This is a genomic window from Allobosea sp. Root670 (assembly GCF_001429415.1).
Taxonomy (GTDB): Bacteria; Pseudomonadota; Alphaproteobacteria; order Rhizobiales; family Beijerinckiaceae; genus Allobosea; species Allobosea robiniae.
Genome location: NZ_LMJU01000012.1, coordinates 32,205 through 50,132, shown reverse-complemented (window position 1 = coordinate 50,132; position 17,928 = coordinate 32,205). Strand labels below are relative to the sequence as shown.

At 66.6% G+C, this 17,928-nt stretch carries 16 protein-coding genes and 1 other RNA gene; 5 read left to right on the top strand and 12 right to left on the bottom strand.

Annotated elements, in window-relative coordinates:
- Nucleotides 1-21: 21 nt before the first annotated feature.
- The 5 genes from ASE61_RS10130 to ASE61_RS10110 all read right to left on the bottom strand — a co-directional run bounded on the left by ASE61_RS10130 (nucleotide 22) and on the right by ASE61_RS10110 (nucleotide 4,637).
- Nucleotides 22-1,797, bottom strand: a complete 1,776-nt coding sequence (locus tag ASE61_RS10130; RefSeq protein ID WP_061966772.1) for a peptidoglycan D,D-transpeptidase FtsI family protein — start codon at nucleotides 1,795-1,797, stop codon at nucleotides 22-24.
- Nucleotides 1,794-2,180 (bottom strand): hypothetical protein, encoded by a 387-nt coding sequence (locus ASE61_RS10125; protein ID WP_061966771.1) that lies wholly within the window; start codon nucleotides 2,178-2,180, stop codon nucleotides 1,794-1,796. The genes ASE61_RS10130 and ASE61_RS10125 overlap by 4 nt, the downstream gene beginning before the upstream one ends.
- Nucleotides 2,181-2,182: 2 nt before the next feature.
- A complete protein-coding gene (gene rsmH / locus ASE61_RS10120; protein ID WP_061966770.1) occupies nucleotides 2,183-3,223 on the bottom strand; it encodes a 16S rRNA (cytosine(1402)-N(4))-methyltransferase RsmH in 1,041 nt (346 codons plus the stop codon).
- Nucleotides 3,220-3,696, bottom strand: coding sequence for a division/cell wall cluster transcriptional repressor MraZ (locus ASE61_RS10115; RefSeq protein WP_061966769.1), 477 nt, complete (start codon nucleotides 3,694-3,696; stop codon nucleotides 3,220-3,222). Before ASE61_RS10115 ends, rsmH begins: the two co-directional genes overlap by 4 nt.
- A gap of 476 nt (nucleotides 3,697-4,172) precedes the next feature.
- Nucleotides 4,173-4,637, bottom strand: a complete 465-nt coding sequence (locus ASE61_RS10110; protein ID WP_244492788.1) for a MarR family winged helix-turn-helix transcriptional regulator — start codon at nucleotides 4,635-4,637, stop codon at nucleotides 4,173-4,175.
- Nucleotides 4,638-4,786: 149 nt separating this feature from the next.
- Between ASE61_RS10110 and ASE61_RS10105 the strand changes: the two genes are divergently transcribed.
- A complete protein-coding gene (locus ASE61_RS10105) occupies nucleotides 4,787-5,209 on the top strand; it encodes an organic hydroperoxide resistance protein (RefSeq protein ID WP_061966768.1) in 423 nt (140 codons plus the stop codon).
- A 173-nt stretch (nucleotides 5,210-5,382) separates the two neighbouring features.
- Here ASE61_RS10105 and rnpB read toward each other — a convergent pair.
- Both rnpB and ASE61_RS26915 read right to left on the bottom strand, forming a co-directional pair.
- Nucleotides 5,383-5,789, bottom strand: an RNA gene (rnpB, locus tag ASE61_RS10100) — RNase P RNA component class A.
- Nucleotides 5,790-5,947: 158 nt separating this feature from the next.
- The gene (locus ASE61_RS26915) at nucleotides 5,948-6,586 is read right to left on the bottom strand and encodes a lytic transglycosylase domain-containing protein (RefSeq protein ID WP_200959626.1); all 639 of its coding nucleotides are present in this window, start codon (nucleotides 6,584-6,586) and stop codon (nucleotides 5,948-5,950) included.
- 354 nt (nucleotides 6,587-6,940) lie between these two features.
- On the opposite strand from ASE61_RS26915, the gene ASE61_RS10090 reads away from it, so the two are divergent.
- The 3 genes from ASE61_RS10090 (at nucleotide 6,941) to ASE61_RS10080 (ending at nucleotide 9,561) form a co-directional block, all read left to right on the top strand.
- Nucleotides 6,941-7,690: a TerB family tellurite resistance protein gene (locus ASE61_RS10090; RefSeq protein ID WP_061967233.1), complete on the top strand. Its 750-nt coding sequence runs from the start codon at nucleotides 6,941-6,943 to the stop codon at nucleotides 7,688-7,690.
- Nucleotides 7,691-7,700: 10 nt separating this feature from the next.
- The gene (locus tag ASE61_RS10085) at nucleotides 7,701-8,504 is read left to right on the top strand and encodes an N-acetylmuramoyl-L-alanine amidase (protein ID WP_061966766.1); all 804 of its coding nucleotides are present in this window, start codon (nucleotides 7,701-7,703) and stop codon (nucleotides 8,502-8,504) included.
- A 115-nt stretch (nucleotides 8,505-8,619) separates the two neighbouring features.
- The gene (locus ASE61_RS10080) at nucleotides 8,620-9,561 is read left to right on the top strand and encodes a GGDEF domain-containing protein (RefSeq protein ID WP_061966765.1); all 942 of its coding nucleotides are present in this window, start codon (nucleotides 8,620-8,622) and stop codon (nucleotides 9,559-9,561) included.
- Nucleotides 9,562-9,574: 13 nt separating this feature from the next.
- Here the strand turns inward: ASE61_RS10080 and ASE61_RS10075 are convergent, their stop codons facing one another.
- From ASE61_RS10075 to ASE61_RS10055, 5 genes are all read right to left on the bottom strand, one after another.
- On the bottom strand, nucleotides 9,575-10,009 hold the full coding sequence (locus tag ASE61_RS10075; RefSeq protein ID WP_200959625.1) for a GNAT family N-acetyltransferase: 435 nt from the start codon (nucleotides 10,007-10,009) through the stop codon (nucleotides 9,575-9,577).
- Nucleotides 10,010-10,064: 55 nt separating this feature from the next.
- On the bottom strand, nucleotides 10,065-13,817 hold the full coding sequence (metH, locus tag ASE61_RS10070; RefSeq protein WP_061966764.1) for a methionine synthase: 3,753 nt from the start codon (nucleotides 13,815-13,817) through the stop codon (nucleotides 10,065-10,067).
- 4 nt (nucleotides 13,818-13,821) lie between these two features.
- The gene (metF, locus tag ASE61_RS10065; protein WP_156407040.1) at nucleotides 13,822-14,733 is read right to left on the bottom strand and encodes a methylenetetrahydrofolate reductase [NAD(P)H]; all 912 of its coding nucleotides are present in this window, start codon (nucleotides 14,731-14,733) and stop codon (nucleotides 13,822-13,824) included.
- On the bottom strand, nucleotides 14,733-15,746 hold the full coding sequence (locus ASE61_RS10060) for an ArsR/SmtB family transcription factor (protein WP_061966762.1): 1,014 nt from the start codon (nucleotides 15,744-15,746) through the stop codon (nucleotides 14,733-14,735). Before ASE61_RS10060 ends, metF begins: the two co-directional genes overlap by 1 nt.
- A 428-nt stretch (nucleotides 15,747-16,174) precedes the next feature.
- The gene (locus ASE61_RS10055) at nucleotides 16,175-16,378 is read right to left on the bottom strand and encodes a cold-shock protein (protein WP_061966761.1); all 204 of its coding nucleotides are present in this window, start codon (nucleotides 16,376-16,378) and stop codon (nucleotides 16,175-16,177) included.
- A 275-nt stretch (nucleotides 16,379-16,653) separates the two neighbouring features.
- On the opposite strand from ASE61_RS10055, the gene ASE61_RS10050 reads away from it, so the two are divergent.
- On the top strand, nucleotides 16,654-17,823 hold the full coding sequence (locus ASE61_RS10050; protein WP_061966760.1) for an alpha-hydroxy acid oxidase: 1,170 nt from the start codon (nucleotides 16,654-16,656) through the stop codon (nucleotides 17,821-17,823).
- Nucleotides 17,824-17,928: the final 105 nt, after the last annotated feature.

Here is a 17,928-nt window from a genome sequence, read left to right as displayed (position 1 = left end):
GGCCACCGTTATAGGTCGAGATCAGCGCGAACCCCAGGCACCGAGCCTCGCCATCAGCGGGAACGGCGACGGCGGCGGATCGAAGCGGGGGTTCAGCCCCAGGATCGGCGCGGCGCGCTCGATCACCCGGCCGGTCGTGACGCCGGCATTCCACGCCGCGGTCGAATAGCCGCCGCTCTCGGCATAGCCCTTCGGCTCGTCATAGATCGCGAGGAACAGGTATTTCGGCTTGTCGGACGGGGCGATCGCCGTGAAGGTCGTGAAGTTCTTGTTCTTGGCGTAGCGGCCGTTGATGACCTTCTCGGCCGTGCCGGTCTTGCCGCCGACGAAATAGCCTTCGATATTCGCCTTGCGGGCCGAGCCTTTCTCGCCGTTGAGCCGCATGATGAAGCGCATCGCCTCGGAGGTCTCCGGCTTGATGACGCGCGTCGCGACCTTGCGGGCCTCCTCCTCGGACCGCACCAGGAAGGTCGGCTTCATCAGGTAGCCGCCATTCACCAGCGCCGCCACCGCCGCCAGCGCCTGCAGCGGCGCGACGGCGAGGCCGTGGCCGAAGGCGATGGTCGCGGTGTTGATCTCGCCCCAGCGCTGCGGGACGATCGGCGCCGCGCTTTCCGGCAGCTCCGTCGTCATCCGGTCGAGCTGCATCATCTTCTTGAGGAAGGCCTTGTGGCCCTCGACGCCGACGGCCAGCGCCATCTTGATCGAGCCCATGTTCGACGAATGCAGGAACACCTCCGGCACTGTCAGCGTGCGGCCCGTGCCATGGTATTCCTTGATGACCTGGCGGCCGAACCGCATCATGCCGCCGGCGGTCGAGAAGCTCGAATTGATGTTGACCTTGCCGGAATCGAGCGCCATCGCGATGGTCAGCGCCTTGAATGTCGAGCCCATCTCGTAGACGCCGACATTCATCCGGTTGATCCGGTCCTTCTCCAGCGCGTCGACGGGGTTGCCGGGGTCGAAATCCGGCAGCGAGACCAGCGCGATCACCTCCCCGGTGTTCACGTCCATGATCGCGCCCGCCGCGGCGATCGCCTTGAAGCGCTCGAGCCCCTTGGACAGTTCGTCGCGCAGCAGGTGCTGGACGCGCAGGTCGATCGACAGCTTGACCGGCTTCAGGTCGGACGCCTCGGTCGCGAGGCCCGCGCCGTTCAGGTCCTGCAGTCCCTGCGAGTCGATGTATTTCTCGATGCCGGCGATGCCGACATTGTCGATATTGGCGAAGCCGAGCACATGCGCCGCCGCGTTGCCGTTCGGATAGACGCGCTTGTTCTCGGGCACGAAACCGACGCCAGGGATGCCGAGCCGGTGCACCTCGGCCTGCTGGCGCGGCGTGATCTCGCGCTTGACCCAGACGAAGCCCTTCTTGGTACCGAGCTTGTCGCGCAAATCCTTGGCGTCGAGGTCGGGCAGAACGGCCGTCAGCAGCTCGGTCGCCTCGTCCTTGTCGAGGATGCGGCGTGGCTCGGCGAAGACCGAGACCGTGCGGATATCGGTCGCCATGACATCGCCATTGCGGTCGACGATGTCGGGCCGCGCAGCGGAGATGGCGTTGGAGGTGGCGCGGCGCAGGCCGACCTGCTCGTTCGGAGCGACGCCGAGATAGACCAGCCGGCCGATGATCGCGAGGAACAGGGCGGAGAAACCGAGGATGACGAGGCCGACGCGCGGCTCGCTCTTCTCTCCGCTCATGCGGAAGACGTCGCGCAGCCAGGCCAGACGCCCGCGCTTCACGACGGGTTCCGTCGCCTCGGCCTGCTGCTCCGTCGCTTCGTGATGCATCGACTGGCTCATGGCATGGCTCCCGGCGTCGTCGCGCTCGCCTTGCGATCCCTGGGGGTCTCGGTCGGCAGGCCGAGGCCGAGATCCTCGAGCTTGCGGCCGATGGCATCGACCTTGGGGCCGCGGTTCGGGATGTCCGAGGGTTTGACCACCTGCGTCACCACGAAGGGCTGGAGGTCGAGATGGCGCTCGGCCAGCATCTGGACGCGGTCGGGCCGGTTGAGGAACTGCCACTCGGCCTTGAGCACCTGGATCGCGTCGCGCTCGCGCTGGGTCTTGCCCTTGAGCTTCTGGAGATGCTCGGTCGCCAGCGTCGTCTCGTATTTGATCGAATAGGCATAGACCGCCGAGGAGACCAGCGCGCCGATGGCGATGATGTGCAGGAGCTTGATCACGCTCAGGGCCTCCGGCGCGGCTGCGGGGCAGGAACGGTGGAGAGAGCGACGAGCCCGGCATCGGCCCGGCGCGACGGCGCATCGTTGCGTTCGGCGGCGCGCAGCTTGGCCGAGCGCGCCCGCGGATTGGCGCGCATCTCGGCTTCGGACGGTGCGACGGCGCCCTTCTCGACCAGCCTGAAGGTCGGCTGCGCAACGGCCACCGCCGGCGCATGGCGCGAGCCCGCCGACACCCGGCCAGAGCGCTCGGCGAAGAACTGCTTGACGATGCGGTCTTCGAGGGAATGGAAGGTGACCACGACGAGCCGCCCGCCGGGCTTCAGCACCGTCTCGGCCGCGTGCAGCGCCCGGACCAGCTCGCCGAGCTCGTCATTGACCGCGATGCGCAGCGCCTGGAAGACCCGCGTCGCCGGATGGGCGCCACCAGGCTCGCCGCGCACGATCCCGGCGACGAGATCCGCCAATTGCTTGGTCGTCGTGATCGGCGCCTTGCGGCGGGCCTCGACCACGGCCCGCGCCACGGCACGTGAGCGGCGCTCCTCGCCATAGTGGTAGAAGATATTGGCGAGCAGCCCTTCCTCGGCCTCGTTGACGAGGTCGGCGGCGCTCTGCCCGGAGCTGCTCATGCGCATGTCCAACGGCCCGTCGAAGCGGAACGAAAAGCCACGCTCGGCCTGATCGATCTGCATCGAGGAGACGCCGATATCGAGCACGACGCCGTCGAGCGGCGTCATCCTGAAGCGCTCGGCCTCCTCGGCCAGCTCGCCGAAATTGGCCTGGGACAGTGTCAATCGTCCCGCCATGGCGGCCACGAGATCGGCCCCGCCAGCGATCGCAGAGGGATCGCGGTCGAGCCCGAGCAGGGTGACCTCAGGCGCGGCATCGAGGATCGCGCGCGAATAGCCCCCTGCCCCGAAGGTGCCGTCGAGATAGCGCCCGCCGGCTTGCGGCGCGAGCGCCTCCAGCACCTCGGCGAGCAATACGGGCACATGACGAACCGGTCCGCCAATGGCTCCGCCGGAACGGTCGCCATGGTCGCTCATGTGCCCGTGCCTCCCGTTGGAACCACCAATCCGCCGAGCGTGCGCTTGACGTCGCGCAACCGGGTCCGCGCCGCATCGAGATGGGCGCGGAACCGCTCCGGCTCCCAGATCTGGAATTTGTGGCCGTGCCCGACGAAGGTCACGGCGTCGCCGATCCCGGCATGCGCCTTCAGCGCCTCGCTCAGCACCATCCGCCCCTCCGTATCGACCTTCAGCACCTCCGAGGTGCCGTTCAGCGCCGTCGAGAGCAGCTCCCACTCGTCCGAGAACGGCGAGAAGCGCGCGAGAATATCGTCGATCGTGGCCCGAAGCGCATTGCCGCCGGCATCCAGTGCCGGCAGGTCGAGGCCCTGATGGACATAGAGGCCCTCGTAGCCATCCTTCGCCAGCACCGACCGGAAGCTCGACGGAATGGAAACGCGCCCCTTGGCGTCGAGCCGGTTCGTGAAATTCGAGACGAAGCGGTCCGTCAACGCCGCCTCCCGGCCTGCTCTTCAAGGCGCCACCGCTGAGATGGGCAAGCGGCGAAAAGTCCCCCCGTCGAAGCGGGCAAGGCACGCCCGCAAGCCAAATTCCGCGCGGCACACGGAGCCTGACCCTTGGATTGCCTGCCGGCTTCGACGGGATGATTTGGGATAGCATGGGCCTTCATGGGCGTCAATGGAATCGCAGGCGCAGCGACGCACCTGCCGGGACTCTCCGGCATCACAGCTTGTTAAGGTTAAGTATCCGTAAGCACGCGCAATTCGGCACCCGCCTGACCTCCTGGGCCAGCGGAAGACGCGTCAACGCTGCGAAAAATTTTTACGAAAGCGCGCCGTTATTTTTGGCGAGCCGACAAGCGGGACAGATCCGGAAGCCTCGAAAAACACCGCACAGTTGTCATTCCGGCGCGCGCTTCAGGCGCGAACCGGAATGACAATGGCGGCGGCTACGGCAAAAGGCGCCATCAGCCGTCGCGTGACGACGCCAGCAGCGCATCGCGGACGAGACCGAGCTGGTCGCGCAAGCGCCCCGCATCGCCCGCCGTCCCGCCGAGCGCCTCGCCGACAGCCTCCTGGACGCAGCGCCCCTGCTCGCGCAGGCTCTCGCCCTTCTCGGCGAGGCGGATGCGCACCTGCCGCTCATCGCGGGCGTCGCGCTCGCGCCGGATCAGGGCGGACGCCTCCAACCGCTTCAGCAGCGGCGTCAGCGTGCCGGAATCGAGCATCAATCGCTCGCCGAGCTCCTTCACCGTGAGCCCGTCCTGCTCCCAGAGCACCAGCATGACCAGATATTGCGGATAGGTCAGCCCGAGCGCGGCCAGGATCGGACGATAGGCCCGGTTGAAGGCGTGGCCGACCTGATAGATCGCGAAGCAGAGCTGCTGCTCCAGACGCGGCATCCCGTCCCCGGCCCTGTCCCGCTTCGCCATCACGCCCTCGCCGATCATCCTGTTTCACGCAAAACCGAAAGCGGCCCCATAATCAACCGCCCTCTATCACGCTCAAATCAGTTGTTGACAATCTAATTGCACACAATCTAAATAACAACCATCAGCTCACCCGAGGAAGGAAACCGATCATGAAGACGCTCTACACCGCCCATGGTTCCACCACCGGCGGCCGCGAAGGCCAGGCCGCGACCGATACCGGCAACGTCAAGCTCGTGCTGAATACACCCAAGGAGCTCGGCGGCGGCGGTGGCGACGGCACCAATCCCGAGCAGCTCTTCGCCATCGGCTATTCGGCCTGCTTCCTCGGCGCGCTCAAATTCGTCGCCGGCAAGGAGAAGGTGAAGATCCCGGATGATGCGAAGGTCTCGGCCGATATCGGCATCGGCCCGCGCGACGACGGCCAGGGCTTCGGCATCACTGCGAAGCTGACCGTCACGGTGCCCGGCCTCGACAAGGCCGCCGTCGAGGACCTCGTCAAGAAGGCCCATGTGGTCTGCCCCTATTCGCACGCGACGAAGGGCAACATCCCGGTCGAGACGACGGTGGCCTGAGCCTGCACGATCCGGCTCAATGAGCCGCTCCCCGAGACCGATCGGGAATTCGCTCCGGTGAGGCAGCCGGTGTGGCTTTCGAGAACCGGAGCGCTGCGGACATCGGTCCGTGAGCACCGGAAGCGCAGAAAGCCGCGTCGGATGCCCGCCGGAGTAGAATTCACGACGGTCGAGGTGCCAGTCGGCCTGTAAGCCGGGTTTTGGATGGCCGGAGGATCGCTCCCCCGACGTGACGGCCATTCCTCTGGGACGCGCATTGCTGCGCGCCTCGAGCAACCAACCCGGACGACCAGGCACAGAAACCTGCCCCTGCCCGCTTGCGCAGGCAGCATCGTCCCTATTCGGTTTTGCTCCCGGTGGGGCTTGCCATGCCGTCCCCGTTGCCGGGTCCGCGGTGCGCTCTTACCGCACCTTTTCACCCTTACCCTGCCGGAAAAGCCGAAGCTCTCCAGCGCAGGGCGGTTCGATCTCTGTGGCGCTTTCCCTGGGGTCGCCCCCGCCGGACGTTATCCGGCACCGTGTTTCCGTGGAGCCCGGACTTTCCTCCCCCGCGAGCGAGAGCGGCCGTCCGGCCGACTGGCGAGGGGGAAATGCGCGCTGGCGCGGCCCGCGTCAAGCGCAACCGCGCAGCGAGAGCATCGGACCGAAAAGTGGAATGCACTTTTTGGAGAAATCCGACGCTAAAATGAAAAGCCAGATCGCCACCTTGCGCCCGATAGGACGCGAGGCGGTCCAGGATCAGTTGCGGGCGGTAATGGTGCGCACCTTGGCGCAATAGGCGCGGTTGGCACCGCTCATCCGGTTCGTCATATGGCCGCTCTGGTACTTCATCACCGTGCGGCAGGTGTCGCCGCCGGCCATCTTGTAGGCCATGGCGAGATATTTCATGCCGTAGCGCGCATTGGTCTCGGCATCGAGCAGGCCACTGGCGCTGCCGGAATAGCCCAGGCCGCGCGCCGTCTGGTGGCGGATCTGCATCAGGCCGTAATTGCCGGCATGCGAGGCGCGGGGATTGTAGCGGCTTTCGACGCGCACGACGGCATCGGCCAGCGAGAACGGCACGCCATTGGCAGCCGCGTGACGCGCGACGATCGCCTTGATGCCTTCGGTTCCGGCCGGAGCCGCCAGCGCGCGGCTGGCGCGGGCCTCGGTCTTGTCGCCTTGAGCCTTGGCAGCGCGGGTGGCTGCCTTCGGCGCAGGCGCTTCGGCGGAAGCCTTCTCGCCCCCGGCTTCAGCGGCCTTGGCGCGGGCGATCTCGGCGTCGCGGAGAACGATAGCTCTGGGGTCCGTTTCCGCATTGACGAAATCCTCGGCCAGGGCAACCCCGGAGAGGCTAATCAGGCACGCAGCCGCGAGACCACCACAGATATATCGCATGTCGAATTGAACCCCATTGAGCCATGACTGGCCGATGGGGCCGCTCAACTGATGGTCGAATGTGTCGATAATCTGGCGCATACCATAGAAAAACGCATAACTATCAGCGTAAACAGGAATATATTCTATATTTAACTATTCAGTATTCATATGTATTCGGTCGCTCGAAAAACTTCGCCGGCTCCCCGCCCGCCGGAACGAATCAAGCAGGCGAATCGGCCGCCGCATTCCGGCCGCATTCCCGGCCGGAACCGGATTTTTGGCGCGGCAGGCCGTCGCACCGGGCGCTCTTGCGCGAACAAGCCCCCTTCTCCCATCATCGGCGCATTCGGATTCACCGGGATCGATTATGTGATGGCTTCCTCTTTCTGGGGCGCTCTGGGCGGCGGCGGGCTCGGCCTCGTGATCGGCGGGCCGCTGGGCGCGCTCGTCGGCGCGCTGGCCGGCCATGTCCTGGTCGATCGCGAAGGCGCGCCGTTCGGCCCGGCACCGCGCGAGCTCGTCTTCACCACCGGCCTCGTCGCGCTCGCCGCCAAGATGGCGCGCTCGGACGGCGTCGTGACCTGCGACGAGATCACCGCCTTCCGCCGCATCATCGAGGTCCCGCCCGATCAGCAGCAGCGCATCGAGGCCCTGTTCGATCTCGCCAAGCAGACCAGCGCCGGCTTCGAGGCCTATGCCTCGCAGATCGCAGGCGCCTTCAAGGATGAGCCTGCCCTGCTGGAGGACGTGCTCGACGGCCTCTTCCTGATCGCCGCTGCCGATGGCGCGATCCACGAGGCCGAGCACGCCTATCTCCAGTCGGTCGCCGGTATCTTCGGCATCGCCGAGCCCGATTTCGCCCGGATCGAGGCCCGCCATGCCCGCCGCCCGGACGACCCCTATCTCGTGCTCGGCGCCAGCCGCGAGATGGACGACGCCGAGCTGAAGCGCCATTACCGCCACCTCGTCGCCGAAACCCATCCCGACCGCGAGATCGCCCGCGGCCTGCCCGAGGAGGCGATCGCCATCGCGACGCGCCGCATCGCCGCGATCAACGCGGCCTGGGACGCGATCCAGAAAGAACGCGGCATGAGCCGCAGCCTCGCGCCCCAACCCGCCTGAGCCGCCTCCTATGACCGAAATCGCCCCGCCGGACGTTGCCAGGCCCGACAGCCGCTTTGCCGCAAAGATCTTCCCATCGCCCAACCATGGCGAGCGCAAGAACCCGGACGGCACGCCCGGCCGCCGGCCCGACATGCTGATCCTGCACTACACCGGCATGCCGGTGGCCGGCGAAGCGCTGCAATGGCTCTGCAACCCGGTCGCGCAGGTTTCCTCGCATTATTTCGTGTTCGAGAACGGCCACACGCTCCAGCTTGTGCCGGAGGGTCGGCGCGCCTGGCATGCCGGCGCCTCGCACTGGGCCGGCGAGACCGACATCAACTCCTGTTCGATCGGCATCGAGATCGCCAATCCCGGTCATCCCGGTGGCCTGCCCGATTACCCGGAAGAGCAGATCATCGCGACGCTCAACCTCTGCCGCGACATCTGCGAGCGCTGGTCGATCCCGCCCGAGCGCGTGCTCGCCCATTCCGACATCGCGCCCGGCCGCAAGATCGATCCCGGCGAGAAATTCCCCTGGCGCCGCTTCGCCGAAGCTGGCGTCGGCCTGTGGAGCGAGCCGGCCCCGATCCGCGGCGGGCGCTTCTTCGCCCGCGGCGAGAGCGGCCAGCCGGTCGAGGCGCTTCAGGCGATGTTCGCGATGCTCGGCTACGGCGTCACGGTCGACGGCGTCTTCGACGACAGGCTGGAAGCGATCGTCGCCGCCTTCCAACGCCATTGGCGCCCGGAAAAGGTCGACGGCATCGCCGATTCCTCGACGATCACCACCCTGCGCGACCTGCTTGCGTCCGCGCAAGGCGGGCGCAGCGCCTGAACCAGGGACCGTGACGCCGCAGCGCATGAAACGGCCAAACGCGCCACGAAGCGCAAGGGTCGCTTAACGCTCGCGGCCTAGGCTGCCCTCGATCGTCGACCGGCAGGAGGGCGCCGTGGATAGCCAGCAGCTCATCGCAGCCACCAGGCCGCTCTACGAGCGCTCGCTCGCGCCCGCCGCGCTCGGCGCCTGGGAATGCAACCTCGCCAACGAGACCCTGAGCTGGACCGACGGGGTCTACGACCTGTTCAGCCTGCAGCGCGGCAGCGAAATCTACCGCAAGGCGACCCTCGACCTCTACGAGGAGGGGTCCCGGCGCGAGATGGAGCAGCATCGCAGCAACGCCATCCGCACCGGGCAGGGCTTCGCGCTCGATTGCCGGATCAGGGCGGTGAATGGCGACAAGCGCTGGATGCGCCTCATCGTCGGCGTCGGCTATCAGCATGGCCGGCCGAGCCGCATCTTCGGCTCGAAGCAGGATGTCACCGCCGAGAAGGGCTTGTGGAACAGCGTCTCCAGCCTCACGCGAGCGGAGCCCCCAACGAGCCCCGCAGCACGCCGCAGCTTCACCGACATCCTCAGGCAGGTGCGGCAGGACCGGGGCCGGGCATCCGAATGCCTCGCTCTTGCGATCTTCGAGATCGATCGCTTTCCGACAATCGTCGAAAATCACGGCCGGGCCGCCGGCGACGACATCATCCGCTGCTTCGGCGAGCGCCTGCGCCGGCTCTTTCCCGATGCCCTGGCGATCGACCAGACGGGCCCGAGCGCTTTCGCCCTTTTGCTGCGAATGCCGGGCGACAAGGGTTACCTGGCCTCGATGCTCGCCGGCACGCGCAAGCTGTTGTGCCGGCCGATCCCGCGCGGCTACCTCGTCATCGATTTCACGGCCTCGATCGGCGCGGCCCTGCTGAAGACTGAGGGCTACTGCGAGCAGAACGAGATCTTCGCGGAAGCCGAGGCGGCACTCCATGTCGCGGGCCTCGCCGGCGGAGACTGCATCCGCGTCTTCGACGGCCCGGTCACGGCCGTCAGCCGGGCAGCGCTTGCGGGTTAGGCCACCCAAAAACTTACAACTGCCGCGTGAAGACGATCTGTCCGTCGAGACCACGGCCCATGTCGCGCCAGCCATGGCGGCGATAGAAGCGCTCCGCCCGCGTGCCGGCGCCGGTTTCGAGCCAGGCCTGGGCATGGCCCGCTGCCTTCAACCCGGCCAGCGCCGCATCGAGCAACGCCCGGCCATGGCCGCGCCCCTCTTGCACCGGATCGACGAACAGAGCCCAGACCAATCCGGTCTGATGGTTGGCGCAAGCGAAGCCCGCGATCTCGCCCGCGCTTTCGGCAACGAGGAAGATCGCATGATCGCGATACCAGGCGACCTCCTCGGCCGTCACCTTCGAGGGATCGCTCAGGATGTTCTCGCGCACGGCCATACGGATGGCGTGGATGCGCGGCTGGTCCGCCGCCACCGCCTTGCGGATCAGCCTTGTCGCGTCAGTCGTCACGAATTCTCTCCGGCGCTGCCGCAGGCGTGATGCCCGCCGTAGCGCTGGAAGGCAACTACTCCGCCGCCTGCAGGCGATAGGCCGCAGTATCGTAGTTGAGGATCGGCGCCAGCCAGCGCTCGACCTCCTCGATCGTCATGCCCTTGCGCGCGGCATAATCCTCGACCTGGTCGCGCTCGACCTTGGCGACGCCGAAATAATAGGCCTCCGGATGCGAGAAATAGAGCCCCGAGACCGAGGAGCCCGGCCACATCGCATAGCTCTCGGTCAGCTTCACGCCGACGCGACGCTCGGCCTCCAGCAGCCGGAACAGGGTCGCCTTCTCGGTATGGTCGGGCTGGGCCGGATAACCCGGCGCCGGACGGATGCCGCGATATTCCTCGCGGATCAGATCCTCGTTCGAGAAGGCCTCGTCTGGTGCGTAGCCCCAGAACTCCTTGCGCACGAGCTGGTGCATGCGCTCGGCGAAAGCCTCGGCGAAGCGATCCGCTAGCGCCTTGACCATGATCGAGCGGTAGTCGTCGTTGTCGCGCGCGAATTTCTCGGAGATCCGTTCCTCCTCAGCGCCGGCCGTGACGGCAAAGGCGCCGATATAGTCGGGCGCCACGCCTTCCGGCGCGACGAAGTCGGAGAGGCAGAGATTGGGCTTGCCGTCGCGGCGCAGGAGCTGCTGGCGCAGGCCATGGAAGGTCGCGAGCTCATCGGCCCGGCTCTCGCCGGTATAGAGGCGGATGTCGTCGCCGACCGCGTTCGCCGGCCAGAAGCCGATCACCGCCTTCGGATTGAACCAGCGCTCCTCGACGATGCGCTTCAGCATCGACTGCGCATCGTCCCAGAGCGCGCGCGCGGCCTCGCCCTGCTTCTCGTCCTGCAGGATCGCCGGGAAGCGGCCCTTCAGCTCCCAGGTCTGGAAGAACGGCGTCCAGTCGAGCACCGGCACGAGATCGGCAATGTCGTAGGTGCGGAAGGTCCGTGTGCCCAGGAAGCTCGGCTTCGGCGGCTGGTAGGCTGCCCAATCCGTCTTGAAGGGATTGGCGCGCGCCTTGGCCAGCGGCAGGCGCTGCTTGTCGGCTTCCGAACGGCGATGCGCCTCGGCGACCTTGGCATATTCCGCCTGCACGCCTGCGACATAACCCGGCTTCTGTTCCGACGAGAGCAGGCTCGACACCACGCCCACGGCGCGCGAGGCATCGTTCACATGCACCGCCTGGCCCTTCTCATAGGCCGGGTGGATCTTCACCGCCGTATGGACGCGGCTGGTCGTCGCCCCGCCGATCAGGAGCGGGATGTCGAAGCCCTCGCGCTCCATCTCGGAGGCGACCGTCACCATCTCGTCGAGCGAGGGCGTGATCAGCCCGGAGAGGCCGATGATGTCGACCTTCTCCTTGCGCGCCGTCTCCAGGATCTTCTGGGTCGGCACCATCACGCCGAGGTCGATCACCTCATAATTATTGCACTGGAGCACGACGCCGACGATGTTCTTGCCGATGTCGTGGACATCGCCCTTGACCGTCGCCATCAGCACCTTGCCGGCGGCCGAGCGCTCGGAGCCGCCGTTGAGGCGCTTCTCCTCCTCCATATAGGGCATGAGATAGGCGACAGCCTGCTTCATCACGCGGGCCGATTTCACCACCTGCGGCAGGAACATCTTGCCCGCGCCGAACAGGTCGCCGACCACGTTCATGCCGGCCATCAACGGGCCTTCGATGACGTGCAGCGGCTTCTCGGCGTTCTGGCGGGCCTCTTCCGTATCGGCCTCGATGAACTCGGTGATCCCGGCGACCAGCGCATGCTCCAGCCGCTTCTCGACCGGGAGTTCGCGCCAGGCGAGGTCCTTGCCGGACGCGGCAACCGAACCGTCGCCCTTGAAGCGCGGCGCGGCCTCCAGCAGGCGCTCGGTCGAATCCTTGCGGCGGTTGAGGACGACGTCCTCGCAGAGCTCGCGCAGTTCGGGGTCGAGATCGTCATAGCTGCCGAGCTGGCCGGCATTGACGATGCCCATATCCATGCCGGCCTTGATGCAATGGTACAGGAAGACCGAATGCATCGCCTCGCGCACTTTCTCATTGCCGCGGAACGAGAAGGACAGGTTCGAGACGCCACCCGAGATATGGGCATGCGGCAGGCTCTCGCGGATGGCCCGCGTCGCGTTGATGAAGTCGTTGCCGTAGTTGTCGTGCTCTTCGATGCCCGTCGCCACCGCGAAGATGTTCGGGTCGAAGATGATGTCCTCGGGCGGGAAGCCGATCGTCTCGGTCAGCAGCTTGTAGGCCCGGGTGCAGATCTCGATCTTGCGCTGGAAGGTGTCGGCCTGCCCGACCTCGTCGAAGGCCATCACGACCACCGCCGCGCCGTATTGCCGGCAGATGCGCGCCTGCTCGAGGAAGGCGTCCTCGCCCTCCTTCATCGAAATCGAGTTGACGATCGGCTTGCCCTGGATCGTCTTGAGACCGGCCTCGATCACCGGGAATTTCGACGAGTCGACCATGATCGGCACCCGCGAGATATCCGGCTCGGAGGCGATCAGGTTGCAGAACTCGGTCATCGCCTTCTCGGAATCGAGCAGGCCCTCGTCCATGTTGATGTCGATGACCTGGGCGCCGTTGGCGACCTGGTCGCGCGCCACGTCGAGCGCGGCGGCATAGTCGCCGGCCGTGATCAGCTTCCGGAACCTGGCCGAGCCGGTGACGTTGGTGCGCTCGCCGACGTTCACGAAGGGAATGGTCTCGTCGAGCGTGAACGGCTCCAGCCCCGCCAGACGGAGCCAGGGCTTGGGTTCGGGAATCTGGCGCGGCGCCTTGCCGGCGACGGCCTGGGCGATGGCGCGGATATGGTCCGGCGTGGTGCCGCAGCAGCCGCCGACCATGTTGACGAAGCCGGAATCAGTGAACTCCGCCAGCATCTGCGCGGTCGCTTCCGGCCGTTCGTCATAAAGGCCGAATTCGTTGGGCAGGCCGGCATTCGGATAGGCGCAGACCAGCGTACCGGCGATGCGCGACATGTCCTTGATATGCGCCCGCATCTCGCGCGCGCCGAGCGCGCAGTTGAGGCCGATGGTCAGCGGCGCGGCATGGCGCACCGCGTTCCAGAACGCCTCGACCGTCTGGCCCGACAGCGTGCGGCCCGAAAGATCGGTGATCGTGCCGGAGATCATCACCGGCAGGCGGATGCCCTTGGCGCGGAACACCTCCTCGATCGCGACGATCGCGGCCTTGGCGTTGAGCGTATCGAAGATCGTCTCGATCAGCAGCAGCTCCGAGCCGCCGTCGATCAGGCCCCTCACCTGCTCGGCATAGGAATCGCGGACCTGATCGAAGGTCACGGCGCGGAAGCCGGGATTGTTGACGTCGGGCGAGATCGAGAGCGTGCGGTTGGTCGGGCCGATCGCGCCGGCCACGTAACGGCGGCGCCCGTCTTCCTTCTCGGCGATCATGGCCGCCTCGCGGGCGAGGCGCGAGCAGGCGACGTTCAATTCGTAGACATAGGCCTCCATGCCGTAATCGGCCTGGGCGATCGAGGTGCCCGAGAAGGTATTCGTCTCGACGATATCCGCACCCGCCCGGAAATAGGCGAGATGGATGTCGCGCAGCGCCTCAGGCTGGGTCAGGGCGATGATGTCGTTATTGCCCTTGAGGTCGTGATTGAAGCCCTTGAAGCGCTCGCCGCGGAAATCGGCTTCCGAGAGCTTCAGGTTCTGGATCTGCGTGCCCATCGCGCCGTCGAGCACGAGGATGCGTTCGCGCGCGGCCTGGCGCAATGAGCGCTCGATCTCGGCGCCGTCGACGGGAGCGGGAATGAAGTCGGACATAGGCTTACTCCGCCGCCACGGCCTGCGCCGCCGGCTTCTCGGGCTTCAACCCCACGAGATGGCAGATGGCATAGACGAGGTCGGCCTTGTTCATCGTGTAGAAATGCAGGTCGGTGGCGCCGCGATCGATCAGGTCCAGCACCTGCTCGGCGCAGACGGCAGCCGCGACGAGACGGCGCGTCGCGACGTCGTCCTCCAGTCCTTCGAAGCGGTCGGCCAGCCATTGCGGCACGCTGGCGCCGGTCTTGCGGGCGAAATTCGCAGTCTGCTTGAAATTCTGGACCGGCACGATGCCGGGCAGGATCGGGATCTCGATGCCGCGCGCGCGGACCTTGTCGAGATAGCGGAAATAGACGTCGTTATCGAAGAAGAACTGGGTGATCGCCCGCGTCGCGCCGGCATCGACCTTCTTCTGGAGCGCGTCGATATCGGCATCCAGCGAGGCGGCCTCCGGGTGCTTCTCCGGATAGGCCGAGACCGTCACCTCGAAATCGCCAATGCGCTTCAGGCCTGCGACGAGGTCCGAGGTCTGGTGATAGCCGTCCGCATGCGGCTCATAAGGAGTGCCCAGCCCGCCTGCGGGGTCGCCGCGCAAAGCCACGACATGGCGCACGCCCGCATCCCAATAGGAGCGGATGACCTCGTCCACCTCGGCCTTGGAGGCCGAGACGCAGGTGAGATGCGCGGCCGGCTTCAGCCCGGTCTCGTCGACCATGCGCTTGACGGTGGCGTGGGTGCGCTCGCGGGTGGAACCGCCGGCGCCATAGGTCACCGAGACGAAGCTCGGACCAAGCGGCTCGAGCCGGCGCACGCTGTCCCACAGCGCGACCTCCATCTCCTCCGTCTTGGGCGGAAAGAACTCGAAGGACACGCGCGGACGGCGCGAGCCGTGGCGGCTGGGGCGGAAAGCATTCATCACGCAACCTCGAGATTGATCGTGCGGGCCGGCGGATCGGCCTGGACGCGCCGGTCGCGGCCACGCCAGAGCATGACCGGGAGCTGGCCCGAGCCGCCATCAGCAAGGGTGACTTCGCGGGAAAGATCGCAGGACAGGCCCGCCTCGGCGAACCAGGCCGCGATCTGCTGGCGGGAGAAGCCGAGCCGGCGATGCGCATGCTCGGTCCGCAGGAATTCCATCTCGTGCGGAGCGAAATCGACGACGATCAGGCGCCCGCCGGGCGCCAGCATCGCGGCGGCCTCGCGCACCGCCCGCCCGGGGTCGTCGAGGAAATGCAGCACCTGATGGATCACGACGAGGTCGAAGGAGCCGCGTGGGAAGGGCAATGCATAGATGTCGCCCTGCCTTAGCTCGACGCGCGACAGCCCCGCCTGCTCGAGATTGGCGCGCGCTACCGCCAGCATCGCATGGTTGGCATCGACGCCAACGGCGCGGCCGAATTTCGGCGCGATCCGCTCCAGCATCCGCCCCGTGCCAGTTCCGAGATCGAGCATCGCGCCGGGCGAGCCTTCGCCGACCGCCTCTTCGACCGCCGCCTCGACAGCATGGTCGGGCACATGCAGGCCGCGCAGCCGGTCCCAGTCGCGCGCGACGCTGGCGAAATAGCTCTGCGCGGCCTCGGCCCGCGTTGTCCGGACGGCGGCGAGGCGCTCGCGATCGGCCGCGAGCACCGGGTCGCTCAGGTCGAGCCAGGCGGCGAGCGACGCGGCGAAGGCGCCGCCCGGCCCGGTCTCGTCGAGGCGGAAGAAGGCCCAGGCCCCCTCGCGTGAACGCCGGACCAGCCCGGCCTCGGCGAGCAGCTTGAGATGGCGCGAGATGCGCGGCTGCGACTGGCCGAGGATGTCGGTGAGATCGGACACCGAAAGCTCGCCCTCGGAAAGCAGGGCGAGAATGCGCAGCCGCGTCTCCTCGCCGGCGGCCCTGAGGCCCGCGAGCAGCACATCGGATGACAATGTCGTCGGCTGCCGCACGCGCTGGCGTCCTCTGTCGACAAGGAAAAAGATATAAAGATATCTTTATATCGAACGCGCCGTTCGTGCAAGCGGATTGTCGTGCGGAAGATAGGACGGACTCTTCCTTCTCCCCGCTGGGATAAGGCGGCTCGGCAAAGCCGAGACGGATGGGCGTGCGATCTTCCCGCGTCAGCCGCGCGGCGCTTCTGCGTGAGCGAAAGAACCAGAGGGCCGCCTGGTGCGTCCGGCTCCGCGCATCCCACGGATTCTCAAGCAAGAAAACCCCGCAGGCCAGACCTGGACGGGGCTTTCGGCGCATCATGTCGTATCAAAGGAACAGCGCCGGACATACGGCGACAACGCCGATCCGGTCGTCATCTTTCAGGCACGCGCTCGCCAGCATCCCGCCGCGCGCGGCAGGCGAACCTCACGGCGACAGAACAGTCTCAGAGTACTTTCAGATCGCCCGCGGCCGTCTTGCCGCGCTCGGTCTTCAACTCGAACGAAACCTGCTGCCCTTCCGTCAGCGTCATCATGCCGGCCTCTTTCACGGCCGTGATGTGAACGAACACATCCTTGCCGCCTTCCGCCGGTTGAATGAAGCCGAACCCCTTCTCAGTATTGAACCATTTCACGGTTCCGGTCGCCATCGCCACATCCCTCGAAGCCAAAGCGTCTCTCACCGGCACTGAACGCATGGCCCCTATGCCGGTAAGGTAGGATTGACCGAAAACCGATCCTTGTCGAGATGAAAGCTCAGGCAAGCCCTGCCGCCTTTCGTCAAGGTTTCGTCAGCATGCTCCGTGTCTTGGCACAGGGCGGTCTCCTGACGCAGGCCCGTTTGCGCGGCGAACGGTTGCGCCCTGCCGGCCAGCATGCGAGCAAGCCGGAAGGACAAGACGGGACGCCAACGGCGAGACGAGACATGGCCCAGCCCCTGACCATCGAAGACCTGCGCCTTCTGGCCAAGCGCCGCGTGCCGCGCATGTTCTACGACTACGCCGATTCCGGCGCCTGGACCGAGGGCACCTATCGCGCCAACGAGACCGATTTCGCCAAGGTGAAGCTGCGCCAGCGCGTCGCCGTCGACATGACCAATCGCTCGCTGGCTTCCGAGATGATCGGCCAGCCGGTCGCGATGCCGGTCGCGCTCGCGCCCACCGGCCTCACCGGCATGCAGCACGCCGATGGCGAGATCCTCGCGGCCAAGGCCGCCGCCAAGGCCGGCGTGCCCTTCACGCTCTCGACCATGAGCATCTGCTCGATCGAGGATGTCGCGAACCACACCAGCGCACCGTTCTGGTTCCAGCTCTATGTGATGAAGGACCGCGACTTCATCTCGCGCCTGATCCAGCGCGCCAAGGCAGCCGGCTGCTCGGCCCTGGTGCTGACGCTCGACCTGCAGATCCTCGGCCAGCGCCACAAGGACATCCGCAACGGCCTCTCCGCCCCGCCGAAGCCGACGCTGGCCAACCTGATCAACCTCGCCTTCAAGCCGCGCTGGTGCCTGAAGATGCTGGACACGCCGCGCCGACAGTTCGGCAACATCGTCGGCCACGTCACCGGCGTCGCCGACATGTCCTCGCTCTCCTCCTGGACCGCCAGCCAGTTCGACCCGCAGCTGAACTGGGACGACGTCCAGTGGATCAAGGAGCAATGGGGCGGCAAGCTGATCCTCAAGGGCATCCTCGATCCGGAAGACGCCGAGATGGCGGCCAAGAGCGGTGCCGACGCGCTGATCGTCTCGAACCATGGCGGCCGCCAGCTCGACGGCGCGCTCTCCTCGATCGAGGCCCTGCCCGGCATCGTCGAACAGGTCGGCAACCGCGTCGAGGTCCTGTTCGATGGCGGCATCCGCTCGGGCCAGGACGTGCTCAAGGCGATCGCACTCGGCGCGCACGGCACCTTCATCGGCCGCGCCTTCCTCTATGGGCTCGGCGCCATGGGCGAGCAGGGCGTCACCGCCGCGCTCGACATCATCCGCAAGGAGCTCGACACCACCATGGCGCTCTGCGGCCTGCGCGACATCAAGGATGTCGACGAGCGCATCCTCGTCGGCGGTCGCGCCGGGGCGATCAAGCGGCTGGCGAGCTGACGCGGTTCCCCGGCCAAACAGCCAACAATCATCGAAAAGGCCCGGCGGAGCGCTCCGCCGGGCCTTCTTCATTGCATCACCCTTGCAGAGATCGCTCTCCGCAAG